Origin of the sequence: Phyllobacterium sp. 22229, from assembly GCF_052056495.1 — a bacterium.
Classification (GTDB): domain Bacteria; phylum Pseudomonadota; class Alphaproteobacteria; order Rhizobiales; family Rhizobiaceae; genus Phyllobacterium; species Phyllobacterium myrsinacearum.
Genome location: NZ_JBQEPA010000005.1, coordinates 207,517 through 223,401 on the forward strand (window position 1 = coordinate 207,517; position 15,885 = coordinate 223,401).

At 61.5% G+C, this 15,885-nt stretch carries 19 protein-coding genes; 13 read left to right on the plus strand and 6 right to left on the minus strand.

Annotated features, from left to right (window positions below; translation table 11 throughout):
- The first annotated feature begins 83 nt into the window (after positions 1-83).
- The 4 genes from ACTJJ7_RS08205 (at position 84) to ACTJJ7_RS08220 (ending at position 3,757) form a co-directional block, all read left to right on the plus strand.
- The gene (locus ACTJJ7_RS08205; RefSeq protein WP_105734393.1) at positions 84-1,994 is read left to right on the plus strand and encodes a propionyl-CoA synthetase; all 1,911 of its coding nucleotides are present in this window, start codon (positions 84-86) and stop codon (positions 1,992-1,994) included.
- A 130-nt stretch (positions 1,995-2,124) separates the two neighbouring features.
- Positions 2,125-2,421, plus strand: coding sequence for a DUF1127 domain-containing protein (locus ACTJJ7_RS08210; protein ID WP_105734394.1), 297 nt, complete (start codon positions 2,125-2,127; stop codon positions 2,419-2,421).
- A gap of 28 nt (positions 2,422-2,449) precedes the next feature.
- On the plus strand, positions 2,450-3,037 hold the full coding sequence (locus tag ACTJJ7_RS08215) for a DJ-1/PfpI family protein (RefSeq protein ID WP_440966491.1): 588 nt from the start codon (positions 2,450-2,452) through the stop codon (positions 3,035-3,037).
- 12 nt (positions 3,038-3,049) lie between these two features.
- On the plus strand, positions 3,050-3,757 hold the full coding sequence (locus tag ACTJJ7_RS08220; RefSeq protein WP_105734396.1) for a helix-turn-helix transcriptional regulator: 708 nt from the start codon (positions 3,050-3,052) through the stop codon (positions 3,755-3,757).
- Here the strand turns inward: ACTJJ7_RS08220 and ACTJJ7_RS08225 are convergent.
- Positions 3,754-4,278: a GNAT family N-acetyltransferase gene (locus tag ACTJJ7_RS08225; protein ID WP_105734397.1), complete on the minus strand. Its 525-nt coding sequence runs from the start codon at positions 4,276-4,278 to the stop codon at positions 3,754-3,756. The two genes, ACTJJ7_RS08220 and ACTJJ7_RS08225, sit on opposite strands and share 4 nt — an antisense overlap.
- Positions 4,279-4,364: 86 nt before the next feature.
- Positions 4,365-5,060 carry a DUF1013 domain-containing protein gene (locus ACTJJ7_RS08230; protein ID WP_105734398.1) on the minus strand — a complete coding sequence of 232 codons (696 nt, stop codon included), beginning with the start codon at positions 5,058-5,060 and terminating at the stop codon, positions 4,365-4,367.
- 226 nt (positions 5,061-5,286) lie between these two features.
- Between ACTJJ7_RS08230 and ACTJJ7_RS08235 the strand changes: the two genes are divergently transcribed.
- A complete protein-coding gene (locus tag ACTJJ7_RS08235) occupies positions 5,287-7,488 on the plus strand; it encodes an esterase-like activity of phytase family protein (protein WP_440966494.1) in 2,202 nt (733 codons plus the stop codon).
- 59 nt (positions 7,489-7,547) lie between these two features.
- Here ACTJJ7_RS08235 and ACTJJ7_RS08240 read toward each other — a convergent pair whose 3' ends face one another.
- Complete coding sequence (locus ACTJJ7_RS08240; protein ID WP_440966496.1) at positions 7,548-8,552, minus strand: NAD(P)H-quinone oxidoreductase; 1,005 nt, start codon at positions 8,550-8,552, stop codon at positions 7,548-7,550.
- Positions 8,553-8,648: 96 nt separating this feature from the next.
- Between ACTJJ7_RS08240 and ACTJJ7_RS08245 the strand changes: the two genes are divergently transcribed.
- The 3 genes from ACTJJ7_RS08245 (at position 8,649) to ACTJJ7_RS08255 (ending at position 10,509) form a co-directional block, all read left to right on the plus strand.
- Positions 8,649-8,834, plus strand: a complete 186-nt coding sequence (locus ACTJJ7_RS08245) for a DUF1192 domain-containing protein (RefSeq protein ID WP_130271573.1) — start codon at positions 8,649-8,651, stop codon at positions 8,832-8,834.
- A 106-nt stretch (positions 8,835-8,940) separates the two neighbouring features.
- Positions 8,941-10,182 carry an MFS transporter gene (locus tag ACTJJ7_RS08250; protein ID WP_440966579.1) on the plus strand — a complete coding sequence of 414 codons (1,242 nt, stop codon included), beginning with the start codon at positions 8,941-8,943 and terminating at the stop codon, positions 10,180-10,182.
- A 63-nt stretch (positions 10,183-10,245) separates the two neighbouring features.
- Positions 10,246-10,509 carry an ArsR/SmtB family transcription factor gene (locus ACTJJ7_RS08255; RefSeq protein WP_105734401.1) on the plus strand — a complete coding sequence of 88 codons (264 nt, stop codon included), beginning with the start codon at positions 10,246-10,248 and terminating at the stop codon, positions 10,507-10,509.
- Between the two features lie 118 nt (positions 10,510-10,627).
- On the opposite strand, the gene ACTJJ7_RS08260 is transcribed toward ACTJJ7_RS08255, so the two are convergent.
- Positions 10,628-10,807 (minus strand): YdcH family protein, encoded by a 180-nt coding sequence (locus ACTJJ7_RS08260; protein ID WP_105734402.1) that lies wholly within the window; start codon positions 10,805-10,807, stop codon positions 10,628-10,630.
- Positions 10,808-11,033: 226 nt separating this feature from the next.
- Between ACTJJ7_RS08260 and ACTJJ7_RS08265 the strand changes: the two genes are divergently transcribed.
- From ACTJJ7_RS08265 to ACTJJ7_RS08285, 5 genes are all read left to right on the plus strand, one after another.
- Positions 11,034-11,237: a YdcH family protein gene (locus ACTJJ7_RS08265; RefSeq protein ID WP_008128260.1), complete on the plus strand. Its 204-nt coding sequence runs from the start codon at positions 11,034-11,036 to the stop codon at positions 11,235-11,237.
- A 95-nt stretch (positions 11,238-11,332) separates the two neighbouring features.
- On the plus strand, positions 11,333-11,830 hold the full coding sequence (purE, locus tag ACTJJ7_RS08270; RefSeq protein ID WP_105734403.1) for a 5-(carboxyamino)imidazole ribonucleotide mutase: 498 nt from the start codon (positions 11,333-11,335) through the stop codon (positions 11,828-11,830).
- Position 11,831: 1 nt separating this feature from the next.
- Positions 11,832-12,905 (plus strand): 5-(carboxyamino)imidazole ribonucleotide synthase, encoded by a 1,074-nt coding sequence (locus ACTJJ7_RS08275; RefSeq protein WP_105734404.1) that lies wholly within the window; start codon positions 11,832-11,834, stop codon positions 12,903-12,905.
- 168 nt (positions 12,906-13,073) lie between these two features.
- Entirely contained in the window at positions 13,074-13,199 is a 126-nt protein-coding gene (gene ykgO, locus ACTJJ7_RS08280) for a type B 50S ribosomal protein L36 (RefSeq protein ID WP_091880250.1), read from the plus strand.
- Between the two features lie 60 nt (positions 13,200-13,259).
- Entirely contained in the window at positions 13,260-13,886 is a 627-nt protein-coding gene (locus tag ACTJJ7_RS08285) for a hypothetical protein (RefSeq protein ID WP_440966500.1), read from the plus strand.
- Between the two features lie 52 nt (positions 13,887-13,938).
- Here the strand turns inward: ACTJJ7_RS08285 and pyk are convergent, their stop codons facing one another.
- A complete protein-coding gene (pyk, locus tag ACTJJ7_RS08290; protein ID WP_440966502.1) occupies positions 13,939-15,375 on the minus strand; it encodes a pyruvate kinase in 1,437 nt (478 codons plus the stop codon).
- Complete coding sequence (locus ACTJJ7_RS08295; protein ID WP_425350453.1) at positions 15,372-15,875, minus strand: DUF1036 domain-containing protein; 504 nt, start codon at positions 15,873-15,875, stop codon at positions 15,372-15,374. The genes pyk and ACTJJ7_RS08295 overlap by 4 nt, the downstream gene beginning before the upstream one ends.
- Positions 15,876-15,885 lie beyond the last annotated feature (10 nt).

A 15,885-nucleotide genomic window follows, 5' to 3' on the forward strand; every position in this document is an offset into this window, starting at 1 on the left:
TGTGTGATCCCGCGCCAATTGTCAAATCCGCCTTTGACTCCGGGGCGCACATTGGGGAAGGTACGTCATCTGGGAGGATATTCATGACATCACGCTATGCACAGGTCTACCGGGACTGGCAGTCCGATCCGGAGGGATTTTGGGCCAGGGCCGCCGAGGCCATCGACTGGTCGCGGCCGTGGGAACAGGTCTTCGATGCCACGCACCAGCCCTATGGCCGCTGGTATCCGGGGGCGGAGTGCAACACCTGCTACAACGCCGTCGACCGTCATGTGGAGCGCGGCCGGGGCGATCAGGCCGCCCTGATCTATGACAGCGCGGTGACCGGCACGGGCCGCAAGATCACCTATGCCGCCTTGCTTGACGAGGTGAACGCGCTGGCGGCGGTGCTGACCGATCGGGGTGTCGCCCGGGGTGACCGCGTCATCATCTACATGGCGATGGTGCCCGAAGCGGTGGTGGCCATGCTGGCCTGCGCGCGCATCGGCGCGGTGCATTCGGTTGTTTTCGGCGGGTTTGCCGCCCACGAGCTGGCCACGCGCATCGATGATGCCAAGCCGGTGATGATCATCGCCACCTCCTGCGGCCTTGAGCCGGGCCGGGTGGTGGCCTACAAGCCGATGCTGGACAAGGCCATCGAACAGGCGGCGCACAAGGTTTCCTCCTGTCTCATTCTCGTGCGCCCGCAACAACCGCACGAACTGGTTGCCGGGCGTGATATCGACTATGCCGCGGCCGTTGCTGCCGCCAGCGGACGAAAGGTGCCCTGCGCGAACGTGAAGGCAACCGATCCGCTCTATATCCTCTATACCTCGGGCACCACGGGCCAGCCGAAGGGCGTGGTGCGCGACAATGGCGGCCATCTCGTCGCGCTGGCGTGGTCGATGGGCGCGGTCTATGACACGGCTGCGGGCGACGTGTTCTGGGCCGCCTCCGATATCGGCTGGGCGGTCGGCCACTCCTACATCGCCTATGCGCCGCTGTTCATCGGCGCGACAAGCGTCCTGTTCGAAGGCAAGCCGGTGGGAACGCCCGATGCCGGCACATTCTGGCGGGTGATCGCCGAGCACAAGGTCAAGGTGCTGTTCACCGCGCCGACAGCGTTCCGGGCCATCAAGAAGGAAGACCCGAAAGGCACGTTCATCGGCACATATGACCTGTCCTCGCTGCAATATCTGTTTCTGGCGGGCGAGCGGGCGGATACGGACACGATCAAATGGGCCGAGGAAAAGCTGGGCGTTCCCGTCATCGACCATTGGTGGCAGACGGAGAGCGGCTGGGCCATGGCGGCCAATCCGGCGGGTCTGGGCATGCTGCCGGTCAAATACGGGTCGCCGGCCGTGCCCATGCCCGGTTATGACGTGCAGGTGCTCGATGACGCCGGACACCCGGTCAAGCGGGGTGAACTGGGCAATATCGTGGTCAAGCTGCCCCTGCCGCCCGCCTGCCTGCCGACGCTGTGGAACGCCGACCAGCGGTTCCGCGACGCCTATATGGCGGAATTCCCCGGCTATTACAAAACCGCCGATGCCGGGATCATCGATGAGGACGGTTACATCTACATCATGAGCCGTACCGACGACATCATCAATGTCGCCGGGCACCGCCTGTCGACGGGGTCGATGGAGGAGGTGCTGTCAAGCCATCCCGACGTGGCGGAATGCGCCGTCATCGGCATCGCCGATCATCTGAAGGGCCAGGTTCCCTGCGGTTTCATCGTGCTCAAATCGGGGGTCACCCGCGCGGCGGCGGATATCGAGCAGGAATGCGTCGCCCTGGTCCGCGAGCGGATCGGCCCTGTTGCGGCCTTCAAGATCGCGGTGACGGCCAAGCGGCTGCCGAAAACCCGGTCCGGCAAGATCCTGCGCGGCACGATGCAGAAGATTGCCGATCAGGAGCCATGGAACATGCCGGCCACCATTGACGATCCCGCCATCCTCGACGAGATCAAGGCCGTGCTCAACGCCAGGGGCATCGGCATTCCCGCCGGTTGACCGCCCGCGCGATCATCCTGTCCCCATCAATTCCGGGCCGCATCTTTCCTGCCCCTGCTGACAGGCTCCTGACAGAAGGTTGTCAGGAGGGGTGTGCGATAGTGTCTCCGTAAGCAAAGGAGACAGGGTCATGAATATGGTTGATTTTGGAATCGTCGGAACAGTCAGGCGCCTGTGGTCACATTATGCACATGTGCGTGACGAAATGCGGACTGAACGCTCCGTCAGCGCACTTCCGGACTATCTGCTGAAGGATATCGGCTGGCCGGATGCCTATGCGGAACGTCTGGCACGCCGCAATTCAATGAAGGAGATCGCCGGCAATGACAATGCCGGCGCTGTCCGCCCATCCGCCCGTTCACGGCGTCCGGCCCATACGGCAACCGGAAAAACAAGCCAGAACGGACATTTCAAGCTAGAATACTGATCAGCAGCGCCGAAAGGGAGCAACAGCAATGGACCAGAAAAAGACAATCGGCCTTGTATTCATCGATGCGTTTGCCGATTGGGAGTTCGGTCTGCTTTCAGGATCGGCCGTCGAATGGTTCGGTGCGCGGGTGGTTGCCCTGGCGCCGGCGGCCGGTCCCCTCAGGTCCATTGGCGGATTGCATCTCGTGCCGGATCGCGGGCTCGATCCGCTGGACAATACCGATCTGGACGCGGTTGCAGTGATCGGCGCCAACACCTGGCCGTCGGAGGATGCTCCTGACATTGCGCCGCTGCTGCATTCGGTTCTGTCGCGCGGCGGCATTGTCGGCGGCATCTGCGGCGGGACGCTGGCTCTTGCCCGCGCGGGTGTTTTCGAAGGCCGTAGACACACCAGCAACGGCGCAGGCTGGATACAGTCCCAGATCGGGGACTATGCCGGTTCCTCCCTGTATCAGGATGTGCCCCATGCGGTGCGTGACGCGCATATTGTCAGCGCCGCCGGATCGGCACCGGGCACTTTTGCCACGGAATTTCTCGAAGCGTTCCTGCCGGAGCAGGCGGGACAGATTGCCGGGATGCGCAGCTTTATTGCGCGCGAGTATCAGGCAGCGTGAAGGATTAACAGGATGCGCCGCGCAGACCGTCTCTTTCAGATCGTACAGAAACTCCGGGGCGGGCGGCTGGTTACCGCACGCCAGCTGGCGGAAAAGCTCGAAGTGTCTGAACGCACCATCTATCGCGATATTGCCGACCTCCAGTCCACCGGCGTGCCGATCGACGGCGAGGCGGGGGTCGGCTATATCCTGCGGGAAGGCTTTGACCTGCCGCCGCTGATGTTCACGCGCGACGAGGTGGTCGCGCTGGTTGCAGGCGCCCGGCTGATAACCGCCTGGGGCGGCGCTTCCATGGCGCGCGCGGCGGAAGAAGCCATCATCAAGATCGGGGCTGTCCTGCCCAAGGATGACCGCCCGCGCATTGCCAACACGCACATTCATTCGTCGGGAACCAATATCAGCAGCCACGACCGGGCGATGATCGATCTTGCCGAGAACGCCGCCGACCAGTGCCAGGTGCTGTCCGTGGCCTACAAGGACATGGACGGCAAGGAAAGCATACGGGACATCAGGCCGCTCGGTCTGTGGTTCTGGGGCAAGGTCTGGACCGTGATCAGCTGGTGCGAATTGCGCAATGATTTCCGTACATTCCGCATCGACCGGATCACCCGGGCCGAGAAGGCGCAACGCATCTTCCGGCAGGAGCGCGGCAAGACGCTGGCCGATTTCTACCGGCGGATGGAACTCAGCGAAGCGCCCGATGCCAAGAAGGCATCCTAGAAGGCTGCGCGCGCGGCGGCAAAATCCTCCCGGCTCATGGCAAAGCACCGGTATGGGATGCCATCGGCGGCGGCCTTGAGGCCAATCTTCTGCGCCACATGGATAGAGGCGGCATTCTCGGGATGGATCGCAGCGATGATGCGTTCGACGCCGACCTGCTCGAACGCATGCACGACGAGCGGCCGCGCCGCTTCCGTGGCATAGCCCTTGCCCCAGGCGTGGCGATTGAGCCGCCAGCCGATTTCGATATCCGGCCCCACCGCATCGTCCGGGATCAGCAGCACCCAGCCGAGGAACAGGTCCGGCTGCTCTCTGGCGAAGATCGACCAGTAGCCGAGGCCGGGGCCGAAATCGGCCTCCATGCGCGCGGTGACGAAACGGCGGTGCGCCTCGGGGTCCTGCCAGGGCCCCGGCAGATATTTCGTCACCTCCGGGTCGCGGTCCATGGCCATGCAGGCTTCGATATCAGCTGCGGTGCGCGGGCGCAGGAAAAGACGGTCTGTCTCGAATACCGGCAGCAAGGCTGTACCTCCCGTAAAAGAAAAAAGCTCCACCGGAGGCGGAGCTTTCTCGATTCCGGGACTGCCCGTCAAGGCAATCGTCCGGTTTATTCGTCTTCGTCTTCGTCCGCATTGCGGCCCTTGAGCGAGGACAGCTTGGCGAAAACCTTGTCCGCATCAAGCTCTTCGTCCTCTTCGCGGACGGCTGGCTGGATGTCGAGGTTTTCCGTGGCCGATGCCGGCAGCAATGTATCGCCGCCTTCGCCGGGCTGGACCGGACGGTTGCGGGAAGAACGCTCGACCTCAAGGTCGAGATCGATCTGCGAGCACAGGCCGAGGGTCACCGGGTCCATCGGCTGGAGATTGTTGGAATTCCAGTGGGTGCGGTTGCGGATCTGCTCGATGGTCGACTTCGTCGTGCCGATGAGGCGCGAAACCTGCGCATCCTTCAGTTCAGGATGGTTGCGCACCAGCCACAGGATGGCGTTCGGGCGATCCTGGCGCTTGGACAGCGGCGTGTAGCGCGGTCCCTTGCGCTTGGCTTCCGGCACACGCACCTTCGGCTCGAGAATCTTCAACTTGTGATTGATATCGGCTTCACCCCTGGCGATTTCCTCGCGCGAGAGCTGGCCGGTCATCAGCGGGTCCAGCCCCTTGATGCCCTGGGCGGATTCACCGTCGGCAATCGCCTTCACCTCGAGCGGGTGCAGTTTGCAGAAGGCGGCAATCTGGTCAAAAGACAGAGCGGTATTGTCGACAAGCCAGACGGCCGTTGCCTTTGGCATGAGAAGCTGGGTGGCCATTGAATATAGTCCTCTCGTTCGTCCGTTCCGGTGAGGCGGGACGTGGGTTCAACCACAATTTCCGGGAATTCGAGGCGTTATATAGCGGTAAATTCCCGATTGAGCAAGAATCGGTTTTAGCAGCAACCGAATGCAATTACTGGTTTCATCAAACTGTCATGAAATTGTCATGCCGCTGCAACGCCCGCGGGCAAGTGATCCCTTGTAAACAAGAGGAGATTCAACAATGCCGCGCAAGACCCTTTGCATCGGACTGTGGACCGCTCTGGCCGCTTCCGTTGCCCTGCCAGCCGCTGCCGAACCGGTTTTCAACCGGATCGCCAGCTTCCCGGTTGCTGACAACCTGCCCAAGGATGCAGACAAGTCCAAGCCGACGTCTTCGGAAATCATCACGGCCTCGGAAGACGGCAAGACGCTGATCTATTCGGACAGCCCCTATGGCGCCATCGGCTTCATCGATATCACCGACGCCGCCAAACCCAAGGCGGGCGGCCTGCTGAAGGTCGAAGGCGAGCCGACATCCGTCGCGGTTGCCGGCGCCATGGTGCTGGCTGCGGTCAACACCTCCAAGGACCACAAGAATCCCTCCGGCCGGCTTGACGTGATCGACCTTGCGGCGCGCAAGGTGCTGACGAGCTGTGATCTCGGCGGTCAGCCGGATTCGGTCGCCGTGTCGCCCGACAGGACCTTTGCTGCCGTTGCCATCGAAAACGAGCGCGATGAAAAGCTCAATGATGGCGAGCTGCCGCAGCTTCCCTCCGGCGATCTCAAGATTTTCTCGCTGAAGAATGGCGCGCCCGATTGCACGAGCATGAAGACGGTCACTCTGACCGGTCTCGCCGACATCGCCCCGGAGGATGCCGAGCCGGAATTCGTATCGATCAACGCGAACAACCAGATCGCCGTCACCCTGCAGGAAAACAACCACATCGCGATCATCGATGCGGCCAGCGGCAAGATCACCTCGCATTTCTCCGCCGGTACGGTCGACCTCGACAAGATCGACGTCAAGAACGACGGCGCGCTGAAATTCGACGGCAGCATGAAGGGCGTCCTGCGCGAGCCGGATACCGTGAAATGGCTGGGGAATGACCGCATTCTCGTGGCCAATGAAGGCGACTACAAGGGCGGTTCGCGCAGCTTCACGATCTTCTCCACCGATGGCAAGGTTCTCTACGAATCCGGGCCCTCGCTGGAGCACAGGATTGCGGCGGCCGGCCATTATCCCGACAAGCGCAACAAGAAGGGCGTCGAACTTGAAGGTGCCGAAGTCGCGCAATATGGCGACACGAACTACATCTTCGTTGCCAGCGAGCGCGCCTCTGTCGTCGGCGTCTACAAGGATACCGGCAAGGACCCGGAATTCGTGCAGCTGCTGCCATCGGGCATCGCCCCGGAAGGCATTCTTGCCATTCCCTCGCGCAATCTGTTCGTCACCGCCAATGAATCCGATCTGGTCGCGGATGGCGGCGCGCGTTCCCATGTCATGATCTATGAGCTGAAAGACCAGGAACCGGCCTATCCGAAGATCGTGTCGGCATCGAAGGATGATGGCACGCCGCTGGGCTGGGGTGCGCTGTCGGGCCTGGTTGCAGACCTGAAGGAGGCGGGCAAGCTCTATGCGGTCTCGGACTCGTTCTATTCCGCTGCGCCCACCATCTACACCATCGATGCCAAGCAGACACCGGCGAAGATCACCCGGGCACTGGTGGTCACGCGCGGCGGCCAGCCGGCCCAGAAGCTCGATCTCGAGGGCATCACCACCGACGGCGCGGGCGGCTTCTGGCTTGCCAATGAAGGCGACCAGTCCAAGCTGGTGCCGCATGCGATCTTCAACGTCAACGAGAAGGGCGAGATCAAGAAGGAAATCGCACTTCCCGAAGAGCTGCTGCCGCATCAGACCCGTTTCGGGCTGGAAGGGATCACCCGCGTCGGCGAAGGCGATGCCACCGTTCTGTGGATGGCCGTGCAGCGGGAATGGAAGGATGATGAAAAAGGCTTCGTCAAGCTCCTGAGCTACACCGTCAAGGACAAGAGCTGGGGTGCCGTCTCCTATCCGCTGGACAAGAAGAGCGGCGATGGCTGGGTTGGCCTTTCCGAAATCACCGCCCATGACGGCCAGCTCTACATTGTCGAACGCGACAATCTGATTGGCGACAAGGCGGTCAACAAGAAGCTTTATCGCGTGGCGCTGGACGGGCTGAAACCGGCAAAGCTCGGCGAAAAGCTGCCGGTTGCCGAGAAGACGCTGGCACGCGACTTCATCGCCGACCTGAAGAGCACGAATGGCTATATCGTCGACAAGCTGGAAGGCTTTACCGTCGATGTCGCCGGCAATGGCTATGCGGTCACCGACAATGACGGCGTCGACGGCTCATCCGGCGAAACGCTGTTCTTCGGCATCGGCAAGGTCAGCGCGGCAAACTGAGCCGTCCGCAACGCTTGCAGGAGGCCGCGCTTGCTGTGCGGCCTTTTGCTTGAGGCATGTCAGCTGACGTCGAGAACGATCTTGCCGACATGCTTGCCTTCCTCCATGCGCTCATGCGCGCGCCACGCCTCGTGGAATGGATAGACCATGTCGATGACTGGCGCGACGCGGCGCTGCACCAGCAGGGGCCAGACCTTCAGCTCCAGTTCCCGTGCAATGCCGGCCTTGAACTCGACCGGGCGTGCCCGCAGGGTCGATCCCGTGTGGGTCAGCCGCTTGATCATGATTTTGGACACATCGACGGTGGCCTTGGCGCCGTTGAGATGGGCAATCTGCACGATCCGCCCGTCGACGGCAGCAGCGTCGTAATTGCGCTCGGTATAATCGCCGCCGACCATATCGAGCGTCAGGTTGACGCCCTTGCCGCCGGTGGCTTCCTTAACCGCATCGACAAAATCATGCGTGCGGTAGTTGACGGCCCGGTCGGCGCCAAGCTTCAGGCAGGCTTCGCATTTGTCATCGGAACCAGCCGTGGTGATGACATAGGCGCCGAATGCGCTGGCAAGCTGGATCGCCGTGGTGCCGATGCCGGATGTGCCGCCATGCACGAGGAATGTCTCGCCGCTCTTCAGGCCGCCCCGTTCGAAGACATTGTGCCAGACGGTGAAAAAGGTTTCGGGCAGGGCGGCGGCTTCGATGAAACCGTATCCCGCCGGGATCGGCAGGGCCGTGGTCTCGTGCACGGTGCAGTACTGGGCATAGCCGCCGCCCGCCACCAGTGCCGTCACCCGGTCGCCGGGGCGGAAGCGCGTGACGGCGCTGCCCACGGCGACCACGTCACCGGCAATTTCAAGGCCAGGAATGTCCGATGCGCCGGGTGGCGGCGGATAATGACCCTGGCGCTGCAGCACGTCAGGCCGGTTGACGCCAGCCGCATGCACCTGAACCAGAAGTTCATTCGGTCCTGCTTCCGGAACGCCGCGCTTTCCCGGCTTGAGGACCAGCGGACCGCCCGGCTGGGTGATCTCGATCGCGGTCATCGTCGTCGGAATTTTACTGGCCATGGACATGCTCTCCTTCAGTTGATTCGCTTGAATGATTTGCAATTCGAAGCGTGGGGACTGTATCCTTTCAGCATAAAGCGGCAAGTGGAGGACATGATGTCACTTTTCGACGAGGAACCGAAACGCAGGCTTGCCCACGAGATCGGGCAGGAACTTTCTCTGCTTTCCGTCGCCGAGCTGGACGAGCGCATCGGCATCCTGCGGGCGGAAATCACCCGGCTTGAGGAAGAGCGCACGCGCAAGGGCAGCAGCAAGCTGGCGGCGGAAGCACTTTTTCGCTGAAACGGAACGTAAATGATGCGGATGTCATGATGTCTCCGCATTGCTGATCGAGACGGGCCTGTACCGGCTTGTTTGCCGGCATCCGTCCAAGCATTGGGGTATCGCTGTGTTCCGTTCGTTCGTTCAGGTCTTCGCCCTCTTGTGTGGCACGTCATTCCTGGTCATGGCCTCGGGCCTGCACGGGCTCCTGCTGCCGCTGCGCGGCGGGGCGGAGGGTTTTTCCACCACATCGCTCGGTCTTCTCGGTACCGCCTGGGCCGGCGGGTTCATTACCGCCTGCCTGCTGGCGCCGCGCCTGGTGCGCCGCGTCGGCCACGTCCGGGCATTCAGCGCCTTTGCCGCCATTGCCGCCATTGTTGCGCTGATGACCGGTATCCTCGTGCAGGCCACCGCCTGGATCGCGCTGCGGGCGCTGACCGGCTTTGCCATGGCCGGCGCCTATATGGTGATCGAAAGCTGGCTGAACGAGCGGGCGACCAATGCCAACCGCGGTCAGATCTTCGGCCTCTACATGGTGGTGAACTTTGCCTCCATCACGGCGGGCCAGATGATGATCGGCTTCGGCGACGTGCATAACGGCACCTTTTTCATGCTGACGGGGGTCCTGTTCTGCCTGGCGCTGATTCCGACGGCCATTTCCACCGCCAGCAGCCCGAAACCGCTGACGGAAGTGCAGCTTGACCTCAAGGCGCTCTACCGCAATTCGCCGGTTGCCTTTGTCGGCTGCATGCTGATCGGCGTTGCCAACGGCGCCTTCGGCACGCTGGGCGCCGTCTATGGCGCGGCGACGGGCATCACCACCACGGAAATCGCCCTGATGATGAGCGCGTCGGTGATGGGCGGCGCTTTGATGCAGATCCCGGTCGGGCGCATGTCCGACCGCACCGACCGGCGCTATGTCCTGGCTTTCGTCGCCGGTGCGGCGGCGATCATCGGCATGCTGATCTTCCTGATCGGCTCGCGACAGGCAACAGTCATCCTGTTCATGACGGCGATCTATGGCGGACTGGCCTATACGCTCTATCCGGTGGCCGTGGCCCATGCCAACGACTATTCGGACTCGCAGAATTTCGTCAAGGTGACCGGCGGCCTGCTGCTGCTCTATGGTTTCGGCACCATGGTCGGTCCAATCCTCGGCGCCTGGGCCATGGAATATGTTGCGCCCGAGGGCCTGTTTGCGATCACCGCGCTGGCACATGTCTCGATCATGACCCATGCCATCATCCGCTCGCGCATGCGGGCGGCCATGCCGATTGCGATGCGGGACAATTTCCAGACCGTTCCGTCGGAACGGGCAACGCCCGAGGGCATCAAGCTCGATCCCAGGGCGGAAGCCCAGCCGGACTGATGTTCCGGCGTTTTTCGTACAAAATGCGTTGACATTGCCGGCAGTTTAAAACGACTATTCGGCATGGCCGAAACCGACGCATTTGCAGCCATTTCCGATCCGAACCGCCGCTATCTGCTGGAAGAGTTACGGCGCGGTCCCAAGACCGTGAATGAACTGGCGCTTGGTCTGCCCATTTCGCGTCCTGCGGTATCCCAGCACCTGAAGGCGCTGCTGGATGCGCAACTGGTCAAGGTCAAGGCCGAGGGGACACGCCGGATTTATGCCGTCGACGACAGCGGCTTCTTTCACCTGAATTTATGGCTGGATCAGTTCTGGAGCGAATGATGGCCGTGCGTCGTCCGGCCAATAAAAAACCCGGTCTCTGACCGGGTTTTTGTTTTAGTGCCAGCCCCGTTGCCTCTCCGGCAACCGGCTGAAATTCTTCGTCTGTCGGCCAAAGGCTCTAATGGCGCGTGGCGGTCGATCTCAGTTTTTCGATTTGCTCTTTCAGCATGAGCTTGCGGCGTTTCATATCGGTGATCTTCAAATCGTCGGTGGCAGGACTTGCCAGCGCTTCGGAGATTTCCTTCTCGAGTGCACCATGCTTACGTTCAAGCGTTTCAAGATGAGACTCAATGGCCATCCGGCTTCTCCCTTGGTTGGTTTCCTACTCGTTCATGCTCTGCCTGCCAAAGGGCGAGATTATGACAGAGCCGTGACACTCTGCCACCACTTGAAGCAATTGTCGAATTTGTTTCGTAGGATTTTCTTGTCATGTAAAATATGGTATTGCCACGTGCTGATCCGGTATTCTCGAACGCCGGACCAGACATTGGATTCTTCTAGAACAAAATACCGGGAATCACTGCATGTCCGACCAGGATCAGGCTGACATTCGATTGGCAGTCGCACGATTGAAACAGGAGCATCTGGATTTTGATGCCGCCATACAAGCGATGATCCAGGTTGGTTGCGACCAGCTTCGAATCCAGCGGATGAAAAAGAAGAAGCTCATCATCAAGGACAAGCTCATCGAGCTTGAAGACAAGATCATCCCAGACATTATTGCCTGATTTTCAACAGGTCATGACCGGCGGGCTGCCGATAACTTGCAGCGTCTCCGCTTTTCCGTTAATCCCTGCACGCTCCGCTGATCAGAGGATGTTCAATGGCCGATAAACGCGCTGACGTCGCAATCATCATGGGTAGCCAGTCCGATTGGGCAACCATGCGCCACGCCGCCGAGACACTTGATGCGCTCGGTATTTCCCACGATGACCGCATCGTTTCCGCCCACCGCACGCCGGACCGCCTGGTTGCCTTTGCCAAGGGCGCCCGCGATGCCGGTTTCAAGGTCGTGATTGCCGGTGCGGGCGGTGCCGCCCATCTGCCGGGAATGGCCGCTTCGATGACGCCGCTGCCGGTGTTCGGCGTGCCGGTGGAATCAAAAGCCCTCTCCGGGCAGGATTCGCTTCTGTCCATTGTCCAGATGCCGGCCGGCATTCCCGTCGGCACCCTGGCGATCGGCCGTGCCGGTGCGGTCAATGCCGCCCTTTTGGCTGCGGCTGTTCTGGCGCTGAACGATGCCGCACTGGCAAAACGGCTGGACGGCTGGCGCACGGCGCAGAGCGAAAAGGTCGCCGAACGGCCATCTGACGAGGCATGAGATGATTGCAGCAGGATCGACTATCGGCATTATCGGCGGAGGACAGCTCGGCCGCATGCTCGCCATGGCAGCGGCGCGTCTGGGCTATCGCACCGTCATTCTCGAACCGCAGGCGGATTGTCCGGCCGCACAGGTCGCCAATGAGCAGATCGTTGCGGCCTATGATGATCCAGATGCGCTGGAGCGCCTGGCTGAGCTGAGCGATGTCATCACCTATGAATTTGAAAACGTGCCGGTTGATGCGGCCGAGACACTGAATGAAACCACGCCGGTCTTTCCGCCGCCCGAGGCATTGAAAGTGTCGCAGGACCGCGTGACCGAGAAACGTTTCCTCAACAAGGCCGGCATCCCGACAGCGCAATGGCGTATTGTCGAAAACGAGGGCGATCTGGAAGCGGCGCTTCTCGCCTTCGAGGGCAAGGGCATCCTCAAGACCCGCCGCTTCGGCTATGACGGCAAGGGCCAGGTCAAGTTTTCCGGCGCCAAGGGCGAAGACGCCAAGGCGGGTTTTGCCGCCATCGGCAGCGTTCCCTCCATTCTGGAAGGGCTGGTCGATTTCACCCGCGAGATTTCGGTGATCGCGGCGCGCGACGCGGCGGGCAATATCCGCATCTACGACATTGCCGAGAACGTGCACAGGGACGGCATTCTGGCGACCTCGACCGTGCCGGCGTCCGTGTCGTCGACCATCGCCGGGCTCGCGGCCGATTCGGCACACAAGCTGCTCGCGGCGCTCAACTATGTCGGCGTCCTCGGCATGGAGTTCTTCGTGCTGGCCAACGGGACGCTTTTGGCCAATGAATTTGCGCCGCGCGTGCACAATTCGGGCCATTGGACGGAAGCCGCCTGCGCGGTCTCGCAGTTCGAGCAGCATATCCGTGCGGTTGCCGGGCTGCCGCTCGGCGATACACGGCGCCATTCCGATTGCGTGATGGAAAATCTCATTGGCGACGATGTGGCGAAACTGCCGGCGATTCTGGCGGAAAGCGGGGCCGTCGTGCATCTCTATGGCAAGGCCGATGCACGTCCCGGCCGCAAGATGGGCCACGTCACGCGCATTACAAAGCGGCTCTAGGGACAAATAAATTCACTCCCGATGCATGAATCGCCATATGAATCATGAGTCGGGAGTTGACAATCGGGGCAATCCTTGGCTATTTCCCCGCAACGTGTTTCCGGCGCGCTCCAGAGGCGCGCTTTATTATTGGTGCCCGGTTTCGGGCGTAAAGATACCGGTGCTGAAATGAAGATCAAGAATTCGCTCAAGGCTCTCAAAGGCCGTCATCGTGACAATCAGCTGGTGCGCCGCAAGGGCCGCATCTACATCATCAACAAGACTGCGCCGCGTTTCAAAGCGCGCCAGGGCTGATTTACCGTTTCACGGTTATTTGCATTTGACGTTTCGCTGATACGGACTACGATCCGTATCATGCGGAACGTTTTTGCATTTTTTATCGGATCTTTCCTGATGATGTCGCCGGCGCTGGCACTGGCGCAGGAAACATCCGGGACGGACGTCCCAGCGGCTGCGCCACAGGCGGCCTCGCTGCCCGGCAAGACCCTGGCGGAAAAGCGCTCTGCCCGCCTCGATGAATTGTTCTTTGCCCTGAAGCGCGAGCGCAATGAAGCCAAGGCCACCCGCATCGCCGAACAGATCCAGACGCAATGGCAGAATTCCGGCAGTGCGACCGTCGATCTGATGATGCAGTGGGCGGCCCTTGCCATGACGGAAAAGAAATATGCCGTCGCGCTGGATTTTCTCGATCAGGTCACCGTGATGAAGCCGGATTTTGCCGAAGGCTGGAACCGGCGCGCCACGGTCAATTTCCTGATGAATGATTACGGACGGTCGATGGCCGATATCCAGAAGACGCTGTCGCTGGAGCCGCGTCATTTCGGGGCACTGGCGGGGCTGGCGGCCATCCTCAAGGATACCGGCAACAAGGAAGGCGCCCTGCATGCCTTCGAGCAGGTTCTTGCAGTCTATCCGATGATGCGCGAAGCGCAGAAGCAGGCGGGCCAATTGGCCGAGGAGCTGACGGGTCAGCGTACCTGATTTTCGGGTTTTCAGACCGGCGGCCTGTCGCCGCCAGTCCGAATGATGGTTTTTAAATCCCTGTCAGCCCATCCGAGCCGATATAGGCAATGCGCAGCATATTGGTCGAGCCGGGCGTGCGCAGCGGCACGCCGGCCGAGATGATGATGCGGTCGCCGGGATTGCCGAACTCTTCCTGATAGGCGATGTGGCAGGCGCGGTCGACCATGTCGTCAAGATCGGTTGCATCTTCCGTGACAACGCAGTGCAGGCCCCAGACGAGCGAGAGCTTGCGCGCCGTCTCGACAACCGGCGACAGGGCGATGATCGGCAGCAATGGCCGTTCACGCGCCGCGCGCAGGCCCGTGGTGCCGGATGCGGTATAGGTGACGATGGCGGACAGGTTCAGCGTTTCGGCGATCTGCCGTGCGGCAAGCGAGATGGCGTCCGCACCGGTTGCATTCGGCTCGGGGCGCTGCGCATGGATGATGCCGGGATAGTTCGGGTCGCGCTCGACCTCTTCGGCGATGCGGGCCATGGTGGAGACCGCTTCGACCGGGTAGTCGCCGGCCGCCGATTCGGCCGACAGCATCACGGCATCGGCGCCTTCGAACACGGCCGTTGCCACGTCGGACACTTCGGCGCGGGTCGGGACCGGCGCAGTGATCATCGATTCCAGCATCTGCGTGGCGACGACGACCGGCTTGCCGGCGCGGCGGCAGGCGCGGATGATCTGTTTCTGGATGCCGGGAACGGCTTCCAGCGGCATTTCAACGCCAAGATCGCCGCGGGCGACCATCAGCGCATCGGAAAGCTCGATGATCTCCGCAAGGCGGGTGACGGCCTGCGGCTTCTCGATCTTCGAGAGCAGGGCAACGCGGCCGCGCGAGATCTTGCGCACTTCGGCAAGATCCTCCGGCCGCTGAATAAACGACAGGGCCACCCAGTCGACCTCCTCTTGCAGCACGGCATCGAGATCGCGGCGGTCCTTTTCCGTCAGGGCGCCAACGCCCAGCGTCGTGTCGGGCAGGCTGACGCCCTTCTTGTCTGATATCTTGGTGCCGGAAACCACGCGGCAGGTGATCGACTTGCCATCGGATGCCTCGGCGACCAGCGCCAGCTTGCCGTCATCGATCAGCAGGCGGTGGCCGGCTTCGACGGCTTCGAGGATTTCCGGATGCGGCAGGAAGACGCGCGTGTTGTCGCCCAGCGCTTCATTGTTGTCGAGCGTGAAGACCTGGCCGGGAACGAGGTCGACCTTGCCCTCGGCGAACTTGCCGACGCGCAGCTTCGGACCCTGCAGATCGGCGAGAATGCCGATCGGGCGGCCCACTTCCTTCTCGACATTGCGCAGGCGGCGCACCAGTTCGCGCATGAGTTCATGGCTGGCATGGCTCATGTTGATGCGGAACACGTCGGCACCGGCTTCGAACAATTTGCGAATCATCGCTTCGTCGGATGAAGCGGGACCCAGTGTGGCGAGGATTTTGACCTTACGGCGGCGTCTCATCGAGGAGGGGTATCCGTTACAATTGGAGCTGAGGGAGGATTTTCTTCCGTAAGCTGGACCATCCAGCTTGATTGTTCGCCGGTATCATACTCCTGAAATCCCGCCCGCTGAAACCCGCGCGCAAAACAGTCATTGATACCGGTAATCTTGAATTGGTTTTCCGCCACGCACATGTTGACCTTGCCATCCCAGCGGCCGCCGCTCTGGGCGTCCTCGGCATAAAGGTAGTAATAGCGCGAGGTCAGCGGGCCGACGACCAGCGTGGTGCAGGAGGATGCGTTGACATGCCACCAGCCTTCGGTGATCCAGCCGGTCTTCGCCCGGTAGCCGAGCGCGACACCGACGAGATTCTGCGTGGTGTTGCACACGCGGAAATCCGCATGGGCCTCCTCCGGCGCAAAGACACTGCCTGCTGCGAAAATGAATAAAAAAGCCGCTAGAAAGCTGCTCCATCGCGTCCGCTGATGCTGGTCAGCGCGGAAAATGATGCCCCTGCGCAATATTGCCTCC

What these genes read in the sequence shown, in the direction of transcription:
- ACTJJ7_RS08205 (WP_105734393.1), top strand. Translation starts at nt 84, where the DNA reads ATGACATCACGCTATGCACAGGTCTACCGGGACTGGCAGTCCGATCCG.
- ACTJJ7_RS08210 (WP_105734394.1), top strand. Translation starts at nt 2,125, where the DNA reads ATGAATATGGTTGATTTTGGAATCGTCGGAACAGTCAGGCGCCTGTGG.
- ACTJJ7_RS08215 (WP_440966491.1), top strand. Translation starts at nt 2,450, where the DNA reads ATGGACCAGAAAAAGACAATCGGCCTTGTATTCATCGATGCGTTTGCC.
- ACTJJ7_RS08220 (WP_105734396.1), top strand. Translation starts at nt 3,050, where the DNA reads ATGCGCCGCGCAGACCGTCTCTTTCAGATCGTACAGAAACTCCGGGGC.
- ACTJJ7_RS08230 (WP_105734398.1), bottom strand. Translation starts at nt 5,060, where the DNA reads ATGGCCACCCAGCTTCTCATGCCAAAGGCAACGGCCGTCTGGCTTGTC.
- ACTJJ7_RS08235 (WP_440966494.1), top strand. Translation starts at nt 5,287, where the DNA reads ATGCCGCGCAAGACCCTTTGCATCGGACTGTGGACCGCTCTGGCCGCT.
- ACTJJ7_RS08240 (WP_440966496.1), bottom strand. Translation starts at nt 8,552, where the DNA reads ATGGCCAGTAAAATTCCGACGACGATGACCGCGATCGAGATCACCCAG.
- ACTJJ7_RS08245 (WP_130271573.1), top strand. Translation starts at nt 8,649, where the DNA reads ATGTCACTTTTCGACGAGGAACCGAAACGCAGGCTTGCCCACGAGATC.
- ACTJJ7_RS08255 (WP_105734401.1), top strand. Translation starts at nt 10,246, where the DNA reads ATGGCCGAAACCGACGCATTTGCAGCCATTTCCGATCCGAACCGCCGC.
- ACTJJ7_RS08260 (WP_105734402.1), bottom strand. Translation starts at nt 10,807, where the DNA reads ATGGCCATTGAGTCTCATCTTGAAACGCTTGAACGTAAGCATGGTGCA.
- ACTJJ7_RS08265 (WP_008128260.1), top strand. Translation starts at nt 11,034, where the DNA reads ATGTCCGACCAGGATCAGGCTGACATTCGATTGGCAGTCGCACGATTG.
- purE (WP_105734403.1), top strand. Translation starts at nt 11,333, where the DNA reads ATGGCCGATAAACGCGCTGACGTCGCAATCATCATGGGTAGCCAGTCC.
- ACTJJ7_RS08275 (WP_105734404.1), top strand. Translation starts at nt 11,832, where the DNA reads ATGATTGCAGCAGGATCGACTATCGGCATTATCGGCGGAGGACAGCTC.
- ykgO (WP_091880250.1), top strand. Translation starts at nt 13,074, where the DNA reads ATGAAGATCAAGAATTCGCTCAAGGCTCTCAAAGGCCGTCATCGTGAC.
- ACTJJ7_RS08285 (WP_440966500.1), top strand. Translation starts at nt 13,260, where the DNA reads ATGCGGAACGTTTTTGCATTTTTTATCGGATCTTTCCTGATGATGTCG.
- pyk (WP_440966502.1), bottom strand. Translation starts at nt 15,375, where the DNA reads ATGAGACGCCGCCGTAAGGTCAAAATCCTCGCCACACTGGGTCCCGCT.